General features: G+C 57.7%; 13 protein-coding genes. 8 read left to right on the top strand and 5 right to left on the bottom strand.

All coding sequences use genetic code 11. The features are described from left to right. The first annotated feature begins 257 nt into the window (after window positions 1-257). Together ACR0EK_RS18715 and ACR0EK_RS18710 are read left to right on the top strand one after the other, a co-directional pair. On the top strand, window positions 258-488 hold the full coding sequence (locus ACR0EK_RS18715; RefSeq protein WP_480871459.1) for a type II toxin-antitoxin system CcdA family antitoxin: 231 nt from the start codon (window positions 258-260) through the stop codon (window positions 486-488). Beyond that, entirely contained in the window at window positions 488-787 is a 300-nt protein-coding gene (locus ACR0EK_RS18710) for a CcdB family protein (protein ID WP_480900961.1), read from the top strand. The genes ACR0EK_RS18715 and ACR0EK_RS18710 overlap by 1 nt, the downstream gene beginning before the upstream one ends. A gap of 54 nt (window positions 788-841) precedes the next feature. Here the strand turns inward: ACR0EK_RS18710 and ACR0EK_RS18705 are convergent, their stop codons facing one another. The 4 genes from ACR0EK_RS18705 to ACR0EK_RS18690 are packed head-to-tail and all read right to left on the bottom strand — an operon-like array spanning window position 842 to window position 5,956. Beyond that, window positions 842-1,786, bottom strand: a complete 945-nt coding sequence (locus ACR0EK_RS18705; RefSeq protein ID WP_480871461.1) for a substrate-binding domain-containing protein — start codon at window positions 1,784-1,786, stop codon at window positions 842-844. Window positions 1,787-1,830: 44 nt separating this feature from the next. Further along, on the bottom strand, window positions 1,831-2,838 hold the full coding sequence (locus ACR0EK_RS18700) for an ABC transporter permease (RefSeq protein ID WP_267367339.1): 1,008 nt from the start codon (window positions 2,836-2,838) through the stop codon (window positions 1,831-1,833). Continuing rightward, window positions 2,838-4,361 carry a sugar ABC transporter ATP-binding protein gene (locus tag ACR0EK_RS18695; RefSeq protein ID WP_480508298.1) on the bottom strand — a complete coding sequence of 508 codons (1,524 nt, stop codon included), beginning with the start codon at window positions 4,359-4,361 and terminating at the stop codon, window positions 2,838-2,840. The genes ACR0EK_RS18700 and ACR0EK_RS18695 overlap by 1 nt, the downstream gene beginning before the upstream one ends. Window positions 4,362-4,402: 41 nt before the next feature. Further along, complete coding sequence (locus tag ACR0EK_RS18690; RefSeq protein WP_480914959.1) at window positions 4,403-5,956, bottom strand: UxaA family hydrolase; 1,554 nt, start codon at window positions 5,954-5,956, stop codon at window positions 4,403-4,405. An 81-nt stretch (window positions 5,957-6,037) separates the two neighbouring features. On the opposite strand from ACR0EK_RS18690, the gene ACR0EK_RS18685 reads away from it, so the two are divergent. From ACR0EK_RS18685 to ACR0EK_RS18660, 6 genes are all read left to right on the top strand, one after another. Next, window positions 6,038-6,775, top strand: coding sequence for a GntR family transcriptional regulator (locus ACR0EK_RS18685; RefSeq protein WP_209506849.1), 738 nt, complete (start codon window positions 6,038-6,040; stop codon window positions 6,773-6,775). Beyond that, on the top strand, window positions 6,772-7,824 hold the full coding sequence (locus ACR0EK_RS18680) for an aldo/keto reductase (RefSeq protein ID WP_480900969.1): 1,053 nt from the start codon (window positions 6,772-6,774) through the stop codon (window positions 7,822-7,824). The genes ACR0EK_RS18685 and ACR0EK_RS18680 overlap by 4 nt, the downstream gene beginning before the upstream one ends. Next, on the top strand, window positions 7,814-8,242 hold the full coding sequence (locus ACR0EK_RS18675; RefSeq protein WP_480484658.1) for an RbsD/FucU family protein: 429 nt from the start codon (window positions 7,814-7,816) through the stop codon (window positions 8,240-8,242). Before ACR0EK_RS18680 ends, ACR0EK_RS18675 begins: the two co-directional genes overlap by 11 nt. Continuing rightward, window positions 8,239-9,069: an amidohydrolase family protein gene (locus ACR0EK_RS18670; protein WP_480560416.1), complete on the top strand. Its 831-nt coding sequence runs from the start codon at window positions 8,239-8,241 to the stop codon at window positions 9,067-9,069. The genes ACR0EK_RS18675 and ACR0EK_RS18670 overlap by 4 nt, the downstream gene beginning before the upstream one ends. A 134-nt stretch (window positions 9,070-9,203) precedes the next feature. Continuing rightward, complete coding sequence (locus tag ACR0EK_RS18665) at window positions 9,204-9,959, top strand: SDR family oxidoreductase (RefSeq protein ID WP_480968027.1); 756 nt, start codon at window positions 9,204-9,206, stop codon at window positions 9,957-9,959. An 18-nt stretch (window positions 9,960-9,977) separates the two neighbouring features. Next, the gene (locus ACR0EK_RS18660; protein WP_480968026.1) at window positions 9,978-10,820 is read left to right on the top strand and encodes a fumarylacetoacetate hydrolase family protein; all 843 of its coding nucleotides are present in this window, start codon (window positions 9,978-9,980) and stop codon (window positions 10,818-10,820) included. 69 nt (window positions 10,821-10,889) lie between these two features. On the opposite strand, the gene katG is transcribed toward ACR0EK_RS18660, so the two are convergent. After that, complete coding sequence (gene katG / locus ACR0EK_RS18655) at window positions 10,890-13,070, bottom strand: catalase/peroxidase HPI (protein WP_480968025.1); 2,181 nt, start codon at window positions 13,068-13,070, stop codon at window positions 10,890-10,892. Window positions 13,071-13,091 lie beyond the last annotated feature (21 nt).

The raw sequence follows: 13,091 nt of genomic DNA, 5'->3' as shown, positions 1-13,091 counted from the left end.
AACAGGGAAACCTCGACCAACTCATGCAGAAAAACGGACCCTTCAAAAACCTCTTCGACCAACAGTTCAATAAACACAAACAAAAAGTCGCAGAATAACCGGGGAGGCAAGAACTGAGCGCAAAGCTCTTTTCAGGCCAAAAACCTCCTGATTGCCACGTACCGCTGAACAGAGGGCTTCCGCTTTTCACGTAATATGCGCATGTTTGACGCGCATACCGTGTGATGGTAGAATGGCGCATATCTGAGGGTAATCAAATGAATGCTCCATCTCGTAGATCGACAAATCTATCACTGGATGGCGATATGCTGTCTGAGGCGCGGGATCTGAAGATCAATCTTTCCCGCGCAGCCGAAGACGGCATTCGGGCCGCAGTCGCCAGTGCAAAAGCTGAACGCTGGAAAGCCGAAAACAAGGCCGCACTTGAGAGTTCCAACGCGTATGTCGAGCGTAATGGCTTACCGCTGGACACCTACCGACAGTTCTGATGCCAAAATACGACGTGTTCCCCAACCCGTCAGGTGAAGGGTATCTTCTGGACATCCAGAGCGATCTGCTGAGCGGGTTGAACACACGCGTCGTCGTGCCACTGCTTCCCGAAGCGACCGCGCCGATCCCAGCCACCCGGCTCAATCCCGTCTTTGATATCCAGGGCAAACCGTTTGTTATGGCAACCCAATTCATGGCTGCTGTTCCGGTGGGCCTTCTAAAATCGCCGGTCAACAACCTTGATGATCACTTTGCGCAGATCACCGCCGGCGTCGACATGCTAATGCAGGGATTCTGACAAGCTTCTGGCCCTTGGAGAACCAAGAGCCAGGAACAAGTATGACAATGAAGATCAGTCGTACAGCACTGCCGCGATCTTCGGATCGTCGATGTTGGATGCGTCGTAATAGTAGAACCCGGTATCAATCAGGGCAGGAACTTCTTCACCCTTCATCGCGGCCACAGCAGCCTTGACGGTTTCATACCCGATGCCCACGGGATTCTGAGTGATTGCACCCGCCATCAGCCCGCTTTTGATCGCATCTCTCTGGGCCTTGCCACTGTCATATCCGATGATGACCAGCCCCTCGGTCCCCAGTTCCTGCACCCCGTTCACCACACCGATGGCCGAGCCTTCGTTGGTGCCGAAGATGCCATTCAGATCGGGGTTCGCCGTCAGGATCGCTTTGGTCACCTCGGTCGATTTCAGGTGGTCACCCTGACCGTATTGAACCGTGACAACTTCGATGTCCGGGTATTTTTCGGCAATGCGATTGACGAAGCCGTCGCGCCGGTCGATGCCTGTGCGGCTGGTCTGGTCATGCGCAACAACGGCCACTTTGCCTTTGCCGCCAATCATCTCGGCCATCTTGTCCGCAGCCAGCGCAGCCGCGGCCTGATTATCCGTTGTTGCTGTTGAAACCGGAATGTCGCTGTCAACGCCACTGTCAAAAGCGATGATCGGAATGCCTTTTTCATCAGCTTGCTTAAGCAGTGGAATGGCGGCCTGGCTGTCCAGAGCGGCAAAACCGATGGCCTTGGGGTTATTGGCCAAGGCCGCCGCCAGCATGTCGATCTGACGATCCACCATGGTTTCGTTGTCCGGGCCTTCAAAGGTGATCGTGACACCGTATTCTTCGGCGGCCTGTTCCGCACCGGACTTTACCGCCTGCCAGAACTGGTGCTGAAACCCTTTGGACACCAGCGGAATATATATGTCTTCCGCTGATGACATAGTTGCAGGTATCGAAAGGCTGGCCGCACTCAGGGCCCCCAAAATGAAACGACGTGTTAACATGTCTTCTCCTCCAGTTGGTCTTCGTTTCTGATTCTTGTGACTGTTCAACCTGTCTTCCTGCGCCGCGCCATATCGGCGTAAACGGCCAGAATGATGATCGCGCCGGTGACAACGGTCTGCCATTCCTGCGCGACGGACAGCACTCGCAAACCATTGGTCAGAACTGCCATGATCAGGGCACCGATCAGGGTTCCAAGGATTGTACCACGCCCACCGGACAGGGACGTGCCCCCGATCACGACGGCAGCGATGGCTTCCAGCTCGTAGCCAAGCCCCAACGCGGGCTGCGCCGAATTCAGTCGCGACGCGATCAGAATTCCACCGATACCGCAGATCCCACCTGCCAGAGCGTAAATACGCATTTTCCAAAGATCGGTATTCACCCCCGATAGGCGCACCGCCTCTTCGTTTGATCCCAGCGCAAAGGTGTATCTGCCCAGAACCGTGCGCCCCAGAATGTACGAAGCTGCAATGGCAACAAGGAAAAGGATCAGCACGCCATTGGGGATCGGCAATGCGGGAAAAACCTCTCCGATCAGCGACCCGCGCGAAATCTGGTCAAAGCCCGGCGTGTCGTTGAAGTAGATGGGCCGCGTGCCGGAAATCACCAGCGACAACCCTTTTAGGATCAGCATCATACCCAGCGTGGCAATGAAGGGCGGGATTTTCATCTTGGCGACAAAGGTGCCCGAGCACAGCCCGCAGAACGCACCCGCCGCAATCGCTGCCGTAACCCCCAACAACAGTGGCATTCCGAGATAGGTCAGCACGACACCGGCGATGACGGCACAGAACGTCATCAGAGTTCCCACGGAGAGGTCGATCCCGCCAGTTATGATGACCAGTGTTGCAGCAACCGCCAGCACCCCATTGACCGATGTCGCCTGCAAGATGGCGATCATGTTCGAAGTTTGCATGAAGTTCGGCGACGCGATTGAAAACCCGATCAGCAAGGCAATCAAGCTGGCGAAGGCCAGCAGCTTTTGGTAGGCGCCGCTTTCCGAGAGCCCCGCCAGCGGGCTTTTCTTTTCGATATCCGTTGCTGAGGTCATTACGCTGTTCCTGTTATCTGCATCGCCGCCGCCCGCTGCGTCGCCAAATGCATGATGTCTTCCTGAGTGGTGGCTTTGCCGCCCGGCAAAATGCCGGTCAGTCGGCCTTCGCACATCACGGCAATGCGATGGCTTAGGCGCATGATCTCGGGCAGTTCCGACGAAATCACGATGATCGTCTTGCCTTGACCGGCCAGTTCTTCCAGCAGCTTGTAGATTTCAGATTTTGCGCCCACGTCGATACCGCGCGTGGGCTCATCGAAAATCAGGATATCGCAATCCCGCAGCAGCCATTTGGCAATGACAACTTTCTGCTGATTGCCGCCGGACAGCAGGCGTACCTCCTGCGTGTCCGAAGGCGTGCGAATGCCCAGCTGCGTGATGTAACCCTTGGCCGTCGTGCTGATTTCACCATCGTTCAGAACACCGACACGTCCGGTGAACATATCCATCGACGCCAGTGCAACATTGTCGCGAACGCTCATCCCGGTGGCCAGGCCGAAATGCTTGCGATCCTCGGAAAGATAGCCAATGCCCGCCTTGACGGCATCGGATGGCGTGCGGATCGAGACCACCTGCCCATGCACCCGGATTTCTCCGCTATCCTTCGGATCTGCCCCGAAGATTGCCCGCGCAACTTCGGTACGTCCGGCACCCATCAACCCGGCAAAGCCCAATATCTCACCCTTCAGCACCGAGAAGCTGACATCGCGGATTTCGTGACCCCGACACAGCCCGGTCACTTCCAGCGAAACTTCCGCATCGCTCAGATCGGGGGGAACCAGCGGCTCTTCCTTGACTTCGCGACCTACCATCATCGCGATAATCTGGCTGATCGGCGTTGCTGCCGCGTCAACGGTGCCAACGTATTCTCCGTCGCGCATCACCGTAACCCGGTCAGCAATCTGCTTCAGCTCATCCATTTTGTGGCTGATATAGACAATTCCCACGCCTTCAGCCTTCAGACGGCGGATGATCACGAACAGCTCGGCAATTTCAGCATCGTTCAGGGCCGCGGTCGGTTCATCCATGATCAGAACCCTGGACCGGTAAGAAAGGGCCTTGGCGATCTCGACCATCTGTTGTTTCGCAATGGTCAAGCTGCCGACCTGCGCCTTGGGGTCGAGGTTTAGGTTCATGGACGCAAAAATCTCGGCCGTCTGTACATTCAACGCAGCATCGTTCAGTCGGCCAAACCGTTTGCGAGGTTCGCGGCCGATAAAAATATTCTGTGCCACCGTCAGATCATTCATCAGGCTCAGTTCCTGATGGATGATGCCGATACCCAAAGCCTGCGCCTCGCGTGGCGTGGTTGGGTTTGCATCACGCCCTTCGATTTGCAATGTGCCGCCGTCGCGCTGATATATCCCCGAGAGGATTTTCATCAGCGTGCTTTTGCCCGCGCCGTTCTCGCCCATCAGCGCGTGAACTTCGCCGGGCACCAGATCGAACTGCACTGATTTCAGCGCATGGACTCCGGGAAAGTGTTTCTCGATCCCCGACATGTCGACCAGTTTTGTCATTTATCCTCCCAAACACCTTTCTCCCCAAGGGGTGGTGCCGCCTACATCACCGCGCCGATTTGCCAGGGCACAAATTCGACCCCACCAAAGCCAAGTTCTTCGCTTTTTGTTTGTTCACCCGATGCGACGCGGATCAGCATTTCGAACAGCTCTTCGCCTTTTGCCTCAATGCTCACACCGTCTGTGACGATATCCCCACAGTTCAGATCCATGTCTTCCGACATCCGGGCATACATTTCGGAGTTGGTTGCCAGCTTGATGCAGGGTGTTGGTTGATATCCCGAAACCGAGCCCCGCCCGGTGGTGAACACGATCAGGTTCGCACCTGACGCCACCTGCCCCGTGACCGAGCATGGATCAAAACCGGGGCTGTCCATGAAAACAAAGCCGGCCTTGTCGATTTTCTCACCGAACTTGTAAACACCGCGCAAGGGCGCGGTGCCGCCCTTGGCGACGGCGCCAAGCGATTTCTCAAGAATGGTCGTCAACCCGCCGCGCTTGTTGCCGGGGCTTGGGTTGTTGTTCATCTCGCCGCCGTTGCGGTGAGTATATCCCTCCCACCAGCGAATGCGTTCGATCAGCTTTTCCCCGACCTCAACGGTCTCGGCCCGCCGGGTCAAAAGGTGTTCCGCGCCATAGATTTCCGAGGTTTCGGACAGGATCGTCGTACCGCCATGCCGCACCAACAGATCCGACGCATAGCCCAAAGCAGGATTGGCGGTGATCCCGGAATAGCCATCTGACCCGCCGCATTGCATTCCAACCGTTATCGCACTGATCGGCGCAGGTTTGCGTTCGGCCTTGTTCGCGAGGTCGGCAATCCCCCGCAGCTCGTTCAATCCACGTTCAATGGTACGGCGTGTGCCGCCCTCACTCTGAATGGTCATGTAACGCAGCACGCCATCAGGACGGATCGGACGACCCCCAACCAGATCGGCCACCTGCATCACTTCGCACCCCAAACCGATCAGCAGGATACCGGCGAAATTCGGGTGCTGGGCATACCCAGCCAATGTCCGAAACAGTGTGGCGTAGCCTTCATCTTTGCCCGACATGCCGCATCCAGTGCCATGAACGATCGGAACGATGCCGTCCACATTCGGGTACGCGTCCAACAAGCCCCGTTTCTCGGCGGCTTCGGCTATGAACCGCGCCACGGAGCCTGAGCAATTCACCGTTGTCAAAATGCCGATGTAGTTGCGCGTACCGACCCTGCCATCGGCGCGGTGGAAACCCTGGAAGATACGGTCGCCTGAAATCTCTGGCAGTGGCGTGTTCGCGCTTGCATATGCGTAGTCCTGCTGATGCGCCCCCATACCCAGATTATGGACATGAACATGCTCGCCCATGGCGATATCCGCTGTGGCCTGACCTATGATCTGTCCGTAGCGGATCACATTCTCACCTGCCGCAATCGGGACGGTGGCGATCTTGTGCCCGCGTGCGATTTCCGTGGGAAGCTGCAGCGATAGCCCGTCCGGTTGTGCGCCGGCCTTCAGGTCGCGCAACGCGATGATCACGTTGTCATCCGGGTTCAACCGGATTGTGTCACGGGCCGGGCCGCCTGGGGTTTTGTTCTTGGAAACTGGGTGCATGGAATCCCCGCTTGTTCGCCACAGAGCTACGGGGATAATCTGCTATTGTCAACTAACATGTTAGTATGATAGTTCAGATTCATGAACCACCCATATGACATTGACGCCACCCGCCTGCCCGACATTTCAACATTTGAGGGGTCGCTCGCGCAGCGCGTTTACCAATCCATCAAACAGGCGATCCTGGCATTGGATTTCCCCCCCGGCGCTAACCTTCGCAAGGCGCCGATCTGCGCGCAGTTGGGTGTGTCCCGCGCACCTGTCGCGGACGCCATAACCAGGCTTGCCGCCGAAGGGCTGGTGGATGTGGTGCCGCAATCGGGTACACGCGTGTCCTATTTCTCGATGGATGAAATTCGCGAAGGGGCCTTTCTGCGAGAGGCCCTGGAGCTGGCAACAGTGGCCAAGGTAGCGCGTGACCTGACCGAAGATCAGCGCAAAAAGCTGAGCCGCAATGTGCGCCTGCAAGAGCTGTTGATCGAAGATGAAGACATTGCCGGGTTCTATCACGCAGATGAGGAATTCCACGCCCTGTTGATGGCATTCACCGGGATGCTTCGCCTCCCGGACGTGGCACAGACCGTGTCGTTACAGGTCAGCCGCGCGCGGATGTTGCTGTTGCCGACACCCGGCCGCATCGCGGAAACACTGGCCGAACACCGGGCGATATTCGACGCCATCAGCGCCCATGACGAACGTGCGGCACAAGACGCCATGCGCCATCACCTTGGGCAACTGATGCCTCGGATCGAACGGCTGCAACAGGAAAGACCGCAACTGTTCAATTTAAACCCCCAAAACACCCGAGAGGCAGGATGACCGTTTCGCAAACCGCCCTTCTGAACAACAGGACGTCCCGGCCTGTACCGCTGACCCGTATGGGGTTTGGCGGCGCGCCCTTGGGCAATCTTTATCGCAAAGTCTCGGAAGCTGATGCGCAGGCTGCTTTGCAATCCGCTTTTGACGCAGGCATCCGGTTCTTCGACACCGCGCCGCAATACGGGTTGGGGCGGTCCGAGTATCGCTTTGGCGAAGCGATCAGGCGGTTTGGGCGTGAGAACATTCAGCTATCAACCAAAATCGGTCGTCTGCTGTTGGATTGCGAACCACATGAGGTGACACCCGAAGCGTTTGTGGACGTTCCGCAGAAACGCATTGTGTTCGACTATACCTATGACGGCGTCATGCGGTCATATGAGGCAAGCCGGGACCGGACAGGTGTTGCCAATGCGGACATTCTTCTGGTGCATGACGTCTGCGCTTTCAGTCAGGGCAGTCAGGAAATGTCAGACGCCAAAGTACGCGAGTTGTTCGATGGCGGCGGGTACAAGGCGCTGGTTGAACTGCGCGATGCAGGTGAGATCGCTGCGATTGGCGCCGGCGTGAATGAATGGCAGGTTTGCGAAAAACTGCTGGGTCTTGGCGATTTCGACGGGTTCCTGCTGGCAGGTCGGTATACGCTTTTGGAGCAGGAAGCTTTGGACAGTTTTCTGCCACTTTGCGAGAAACGCGATGTGGGCATCATTCTGGGCGGGCCGTATAACTCAGGTATCCTCGCCACCGGACCGGTGCCTGGGGCCAAGTATAACTATTCCGATGCGCCTGAGGATATTCTTGAACGGGTGCGCAGGATCGAAACTGTCTGTGCGGCCCATGACACACCGCTGATCGCAGCCGCGCTGCAATTTGTTCTGGGACACCCCGCCGTGAAAACGGTTGTTCCGGGCGCCGTCAATGCGGCCGAGGTTCAAGCCAATGTCGCCCTGCTGGAGCGGACTATCCCCGCCCAGCTTTGGTCAGACCTGCGTACCGAAGGCCTGATCCGGTCAGATGCCCCTTTGCCCAAGGAACCTGTCAATGCTGCGTAACCTCGACCCGCTGTTGTCTCCTGAGTTGCTGTACGCCCTGCGTGCCATGGGCCATGGCGATGACATCGTTATTGCGGACGCCAATTTCCCGGGCTCAAGCCTTGGGCCCGACTGCATCCGTGCGGATGGTTCAACAGCAAGCGACCTGCTTGGCGCGGTGTTGTCTGTCATGCCGCTGGATACATTCGTGCCCGACCCCGCGCTGACCATGCAGGTTGTAGGTGATCCCGAAGCCGTGCCCGAGGCCGTCGCAGATTTCCAAAAGATCATCGACGCGCAGGCTGACAACCCCGCGCAAATTCAGGGTCTGGACCGGTTCGACTTCTACCAACGCGCGGCATCCGCATTTGCCATCATTCAGACCGGCGAGCGCAGGCTGTACGGCAACATCATCCTGAAGAAAGGCGTGATTGCATGAAGATCGACGCCCATCAGCATTTTTGGGCGCTGGCACGTGGTGACTATGGGTGGCTGACACCGGATTTGGGCCAGATTTACCGGGACTTCGGGCCAGGTGATCTTGCGCCATTGTTGCAAGCACAGGGCATCGACGGGACAATTCTGGTTCAGGCAGCGTCGACCGTCGCCGAAACGAAGTACCTGTTGTCACTGGCGGACAAGACACCTTTTATCAAAGGTGTGGTTGGCTGGGTCGGTTTCGACGCCCCTGATGCGCGTGCACAAATCATCAGACTAGCCACTCATCCCGCTTTGGTTGGTCTGCGGCCAATGATTCAGGATATCGCTGATCCGAACTGGATGCTCGGCGCAGCCCTGAGACCTGCCTTTGAGGCCATCCAATCTAAAGATCTGACTTTCGATGCCCTCACCCTGCCCCGGCACCTGGGGCCGTTGCGTCGCCTTCTGACACAGCACCCGGACATGCGGGTTGTGATTGACCATGGCTCGAAACCTCTGATCCGGGACGGTGCATTTGACGGGTGGGCCGAAGACATGGCCGCCATCGCGCGGGACACCAACGCGTTCTGCAAACTGTCCGGTCTTGTCACCGAAGCTGCACCTGACTGGACGGTTCGGGACCTGTACCCCTATGTGGATCACCTACTGAACACGTTCGGACCATCGCGGTTGATCTGGGGCAGCGACTGGCCGGTCTGCACATTGGCCAGCAGCTATGAACGATGGATAGATGCAACCGACGAACTGCTAAGCGCACTTTCCTCCAATGACCGTGCGGCCATCCTCGGAGGGAATGCGGCAAAGGCTTATCACATCAGGATTTGACGGTGCCGCACCGAACCCCAAACACGCACTGCTTTGCGCCCGCTGAACCTGCCCAATCTTTTCCCTGAGGCGCGAACAACAAGGCAGTTATCCCCAACACACCACCCGGCTTCGGGAAAATCATGAGGACCAGAATGACATCGCATCAGCCTTCTGACCGACTAAAAGGCAAAACCGCATTCATCAGCGCCGCTGGGCAGGGCATCGGACGTGCCACGGCCGAACTGTTCGCAGCCGAAGGCGCGCATGTCTTTGCAAGCGACATCAACGAAACCACTTTGGCCGGGCTTTCGGAGATCGACAGGATCTCTCCAATCCATCTCGACGTGACAGACGCGCATGCCGTAAAACGTGCCGTGGCTGAATTGCCACCGTTGGATATCCTGTTCAATTGCGCGGGTTACGTGGCAAACGGCACCATTCTTGAGTGCGAAGAGGACGACTGGGATTTCAGTTTCGATCTTAATGTGAAGGCTATGTATCGCCTGATCCGTCTGACCCTGCCCGTGATGTTGAAAAACGGCGGGGGGTCGATCATCAATATGTCCTCGGTCGCATCGTCGATGAAGGGCGTTCCAAACCGGTTTGTATATTGCGCATCAAAGGCTGCCGTAATTGGCCTGACCAAGTCGATCGCCGCCGATTTCGTCACGCAGGGCATCCGGTGTAATGCCATCTGCCCCGGCACCGTCGACAGCCCCAGCCTGCACGAGCGTTTGAGGGCGACGGGCGATTACGAAAAGGCGATGACGGATTTCATCGCCCGCCAGCCGATGGGGCGCATTGGGACCGCGGACGAGATTGCCGAACTGGCGCTCTACCTTGCGAGTGAAAGCAGCGCGTTTACCACTGGTCAGCCCTTTGCCATTGATGGCGGATGGGCGACTTAAGCTGAAAGGGATCACAATATGAAACTACTGCGGTTTGGCGCCTTGGGTGCTGAAAAGCCCGGGTTGCTGCACGACGATGGCACAATTCGCGACCTGTCAGGCGTCATCGACGATATATCGGGTGATGTTCTGAGCGACGAAGGTTTGGCGCGGCTGCGCGCGCTGGATCCACAGGATTTGCCGATGGTTGAAGGCAACACCCGTTTAGGGGCGTGTGTCGGCCAAGTGGGCAAGTTCATTTGCATCGGCCTGAACTATGCCGACCACGCGGCAGAAAGCGGTATGGAGTTGCCGCAGGAACCTGTGATCTTTTTCAAGGCGACATCGGCCATTATCGGGCCAAACGATACGGTGGAAATCCCGCGCGGGTCCGTCAAGACCGACTGGGAGGTCGAATTGGGCGTGGTGATCGGCAAGGAAGCGAAATACATCTCCGAGGCCGAAGCGATGGATCACGTCGCGGGCTATTGTGTGGTCAATGACCTGTCGGAACGTGATTTTCAGCTTCACCGCTCGGGGCAGTGGGTCAAGGGCAAATCGGCAGACACATTCGGCCCCATCGGTCCATGGCTGGTAACACGGGACGAGGTTGCAGACCCTCAGAATCTGCCGATGTATCTTGAGGTCAACGGCCACCGTTATCAGGACGGCTCGACCCGGACGATGCATTTCAGGGTGGCAACTGTGATCTCACACCTGTCGCAATTCATGTCCCTGCAACCGGGTGATGTGATCTCGACCGGAACTCCGCCAGGTGTGGGCATGGGGCAAAACCCGCAAGTCTATCTGAAACCCGGCGACACGATGGAATTGGGCATCGAAGGCCTGGGTGTTCAAAAACAGAATGTGAGCGCGGGATAATCGGGCACTACCAGATGTCTACCCGAACACATTATCAGGCGAGGTTTCCCTCGCCTGACGATTTTTGACTTAGGCTACCAGATCGAACCGGTCGTTGTTCATAATCTTGGTCCAGGCCGCCACGAAGTCGCGCACGAACTTCTGGGCATTATCGTCCTGGGCATAGACCTCGGCGTAGCCACGCAGGATCGAGTTCGAGCCGAAGACCAGATCCGCGCTGGTTGCTGTGAACCTGACCTCGCCCGAGGCGCGATCACGCAGCTCATATGTGCCGCCGTCAACCGGGTGCCAGCTGAGCGACATATCCGTCAGGTTGACGAAGAAGTCGGTGGTCAACTGACCCGCGCGATCCGTGAAGACCCCATGCGCCGAGCCGCCATGATTGGCGCCCAGCACACGCAGGCCACCCACCAGAACCGTCATTTCGGCTGCGGTCAGACCCAGCAGTTGCGCGCGGTCCAGCATCATCGCCTCGGGTGAAACCGCGTATTCCTTCAGCTGCCAGTTTCTAAACCCGTCCGCCAACGGCTCCAGCACCGAGAAGCTATCGGCATCGGTCTGCTCATCCGTTGCGTCGCCGCGACCAGCCGAGAACGGAACCGTCACGTCAAAGCCTGCGGCTTTGATCGACTGTTCCAGACCGACGTTACCCGCCAGAACGATCACGTCGGCGATCGAGGCCCCGGTTTCCGCTGCAATCGGCTCCAGCACGCCCAGCACTTTTGCCAGACGCTCGGGCTCGTTCCCTGCCCAGTCTTTCTGTGGTGCCAGACGGATACGCGCACCATTTGCGCCGCCGCGTTTGTCCGAGCCACGGAAGGTACGGGCACTGTCCCACGCGGTGGTGATCATCTCGACCGCGGTCAGACCACTGTCGGCGATCTTTGCTTTGACGGCATCGACGTCATACCCGGTCGAACCGACAGGGATCGGGTCCTGCCAGATCAGCTCTTCTGACGGGACGTCTGGGCCATAATAGTTGACACGTGGCCCCATATCGCGGTGGGTCAGCTTGAACCACGCGCGGGCAAAAGTGTCAGCAAAGTAATCCGGGTCAGCCATGAACTTCTGACAGATCGCGTTGTAAATCGGATCGATCTTCATTGCCATGTCCGCATCGGTCATGACCGGCATACGCCGAACCGAAGGGTCGGTCGGGTCGACCGGCTTTTCATCTTCCGGCATGTCGATAGGCTGCCACTGTTGTGCACCCGCGGGCGATTTACCCAATTCCCACTCATAGCCGAACAGGTAATCGAAAAAGCCCATGTCGAATTTGGTCGGGTTTTTCGTCCACGCACCCTCGATACCAGACGTGAACGCGTTGGTTGCCTTGCCGTTTTGATCGGGGTTGTCCCATCCCAAACCCTGACCGGAAACCGGGCAGGCCTCGGGTTCGGCGCCGATATGATCACCCGCCATCGCGCCATGCGCTTTGCCGACCGTGTGACCGCCACAGGTCAGAGCGGCGGTCTCTTCGTCATTCATCGCCATGCGGGCAAAGGTTTCACGGATGTGCAGCGCAGTTCTTGCTGGATCCGGGTTGCCGTTCACACCTTCTGGGTTCACATAGATCAGGCCCATATGCACCGCACCCAGCGGGTTTTCCAGCGTTCCGGGGGTTTCCAGATCGCCATAGCGGTTCTCGGACGGGGCCAGCCACTGGTTTTCCGACCCCCAATAGACGTCTTTTTCCGGGCCCCAGATATCTTCGCGACCAAAGCCAAAGCCAAAGGTCTTCAGACCCATGGATTCGTAGGCAACCGTTCCCGACAAAACAATCAGGTCTGCCCAGGACAGCGCGTTGCCGTATTTCTTTTTCACCGGCCAGAGCAGACGGCGCGCTTTATCAAGGCTGGCATTGTCCGGCCACGAGTTCAGCGGTGCAAAACGGATGTTGCCCGAACCTGCGCCGCCGCGACCATCCCCCAGGCGGTACGACCCGGCAGAGTGCCACGCCAGTCGGATCATCAGGCCGCCATAGTGGCCCCAATCGGCTGGCCACCAGTCCTGACTGTCGGTCAGCAACGCTTCGACGTCAGCACGGACAGCGTTGAAATCCAGCCCTTTGACTGCTTCGCGGTGGTTGTAATCCGCGTCCATCGGGTTGGTGCGCGTGTCGTGCTGGCTCAGAATGTCCAGATTCAGCGCATCCGGCCACCATTTGGTGACAGAGTTGCCCGTACCCGTGTTGCCGCCATGCAAGACTGGGCAGCCGCCGGATTGGTGATTGTGGGGATTACCGTCCATTGTAAATCTCCTGAGTATTTA

The sequence above is a fragment of the Ruegeria sp. AE4 genome (assembly GCF_056542185.1).
Note: the sequence above shows the minus strand (reverse complement) of the source record. Positions and strands in the feature narration are given on the sequence as shown.

Coding starts and splice junctions, on each gene's coding strand:
- ACR0EK_RS18670 (WP_480560416.1), top strand. CDS start 8,239: ATGAAGATCGACGCCCATCAGCATTTTTGGGCGCTGGCACGTGGTGAC.
- ACR0EK_RS18660 (WP_480968026.1), top strand. CDS start 9,978: ATGAAACTACTGCGGTTTGGCGCCTTGGGTGCTGAAAAGCCCGGGTTG.
- katG (WP_480968025.1), bottom strand. CDS start 13,070: ATGGACGGTAATCCCCACAATCACCAATCCGGCGGCTGCCCAGTCTTG.
- ACR0EK_RS18705 (WP_480871461.1), bottom strand. CDS start 1,786: ATGTTAACACGTCGTTTCATTTTGGGGGCCCTGAGTGCGGCCAGCCTT.
- ACR0EK_RS18665 (WP_480968027.1), top strand. CDS start 9,204: ATGACATCGCATCAGCCTTCTGACCGACTAAAAGGCAAAACCGCATTC.
- ACR0EK_RS18685 (WP_209506849.1), top strand. CDS start 6,038: ATGAACCACCCATATGACATTGACGCCACCCGCCTGCCCGACATTTCA.
- ACR0EK_RS18715 (WP_480871459.1), top strand. CDS start 258: ATGAATGCTCCATCTCGTAGATCGACAAATCTATCACTGGATGGCGAT.
- ACR0EK_RS18680 (WP_480900969.1), top strand. CDS start 6,772: ATGACCGTTTCGCAAACCGCCCTTCTGAACAACAGGACGTCCCGGCCT.
- ACR0EK_RS18690 (WP_480914959.1), bottom strand. CDS start 5,956: ATGCACCCAGTTTCCAAGAACAAAACCCCAGGCGGCCCGGCCCGTGAC.
- ACR0EK_RS18675 (WP_480484658.1), top strand. CDS start 7,814: ATGCTGCGTAACCTCGACCCGCTGTTGTCTCCTGAGTTGCTGTACGCC.
- ACR0EK_RS18700 (WP_267367339.1), bottom strand. CDS start 2,838: ATGACCTCAGCAACGGATATCGAAAAGAAAAGCCCGCTGGCGGGGCTC.
- ACR0EK_RS18695 (WP_480508298.1), bottom strand. CDS start 4,361: ATGACAAAACTGGTCGACATGTCGGGGATCGAGAAACACTTTCCCGGA.
- ACR0EK_RS18710 (WP_480900961.1), top strand. CDS start 488: ATGCCAAAATACGACGTGTTCCCCAACCCGTCAGGTGAAGGGTATCTT.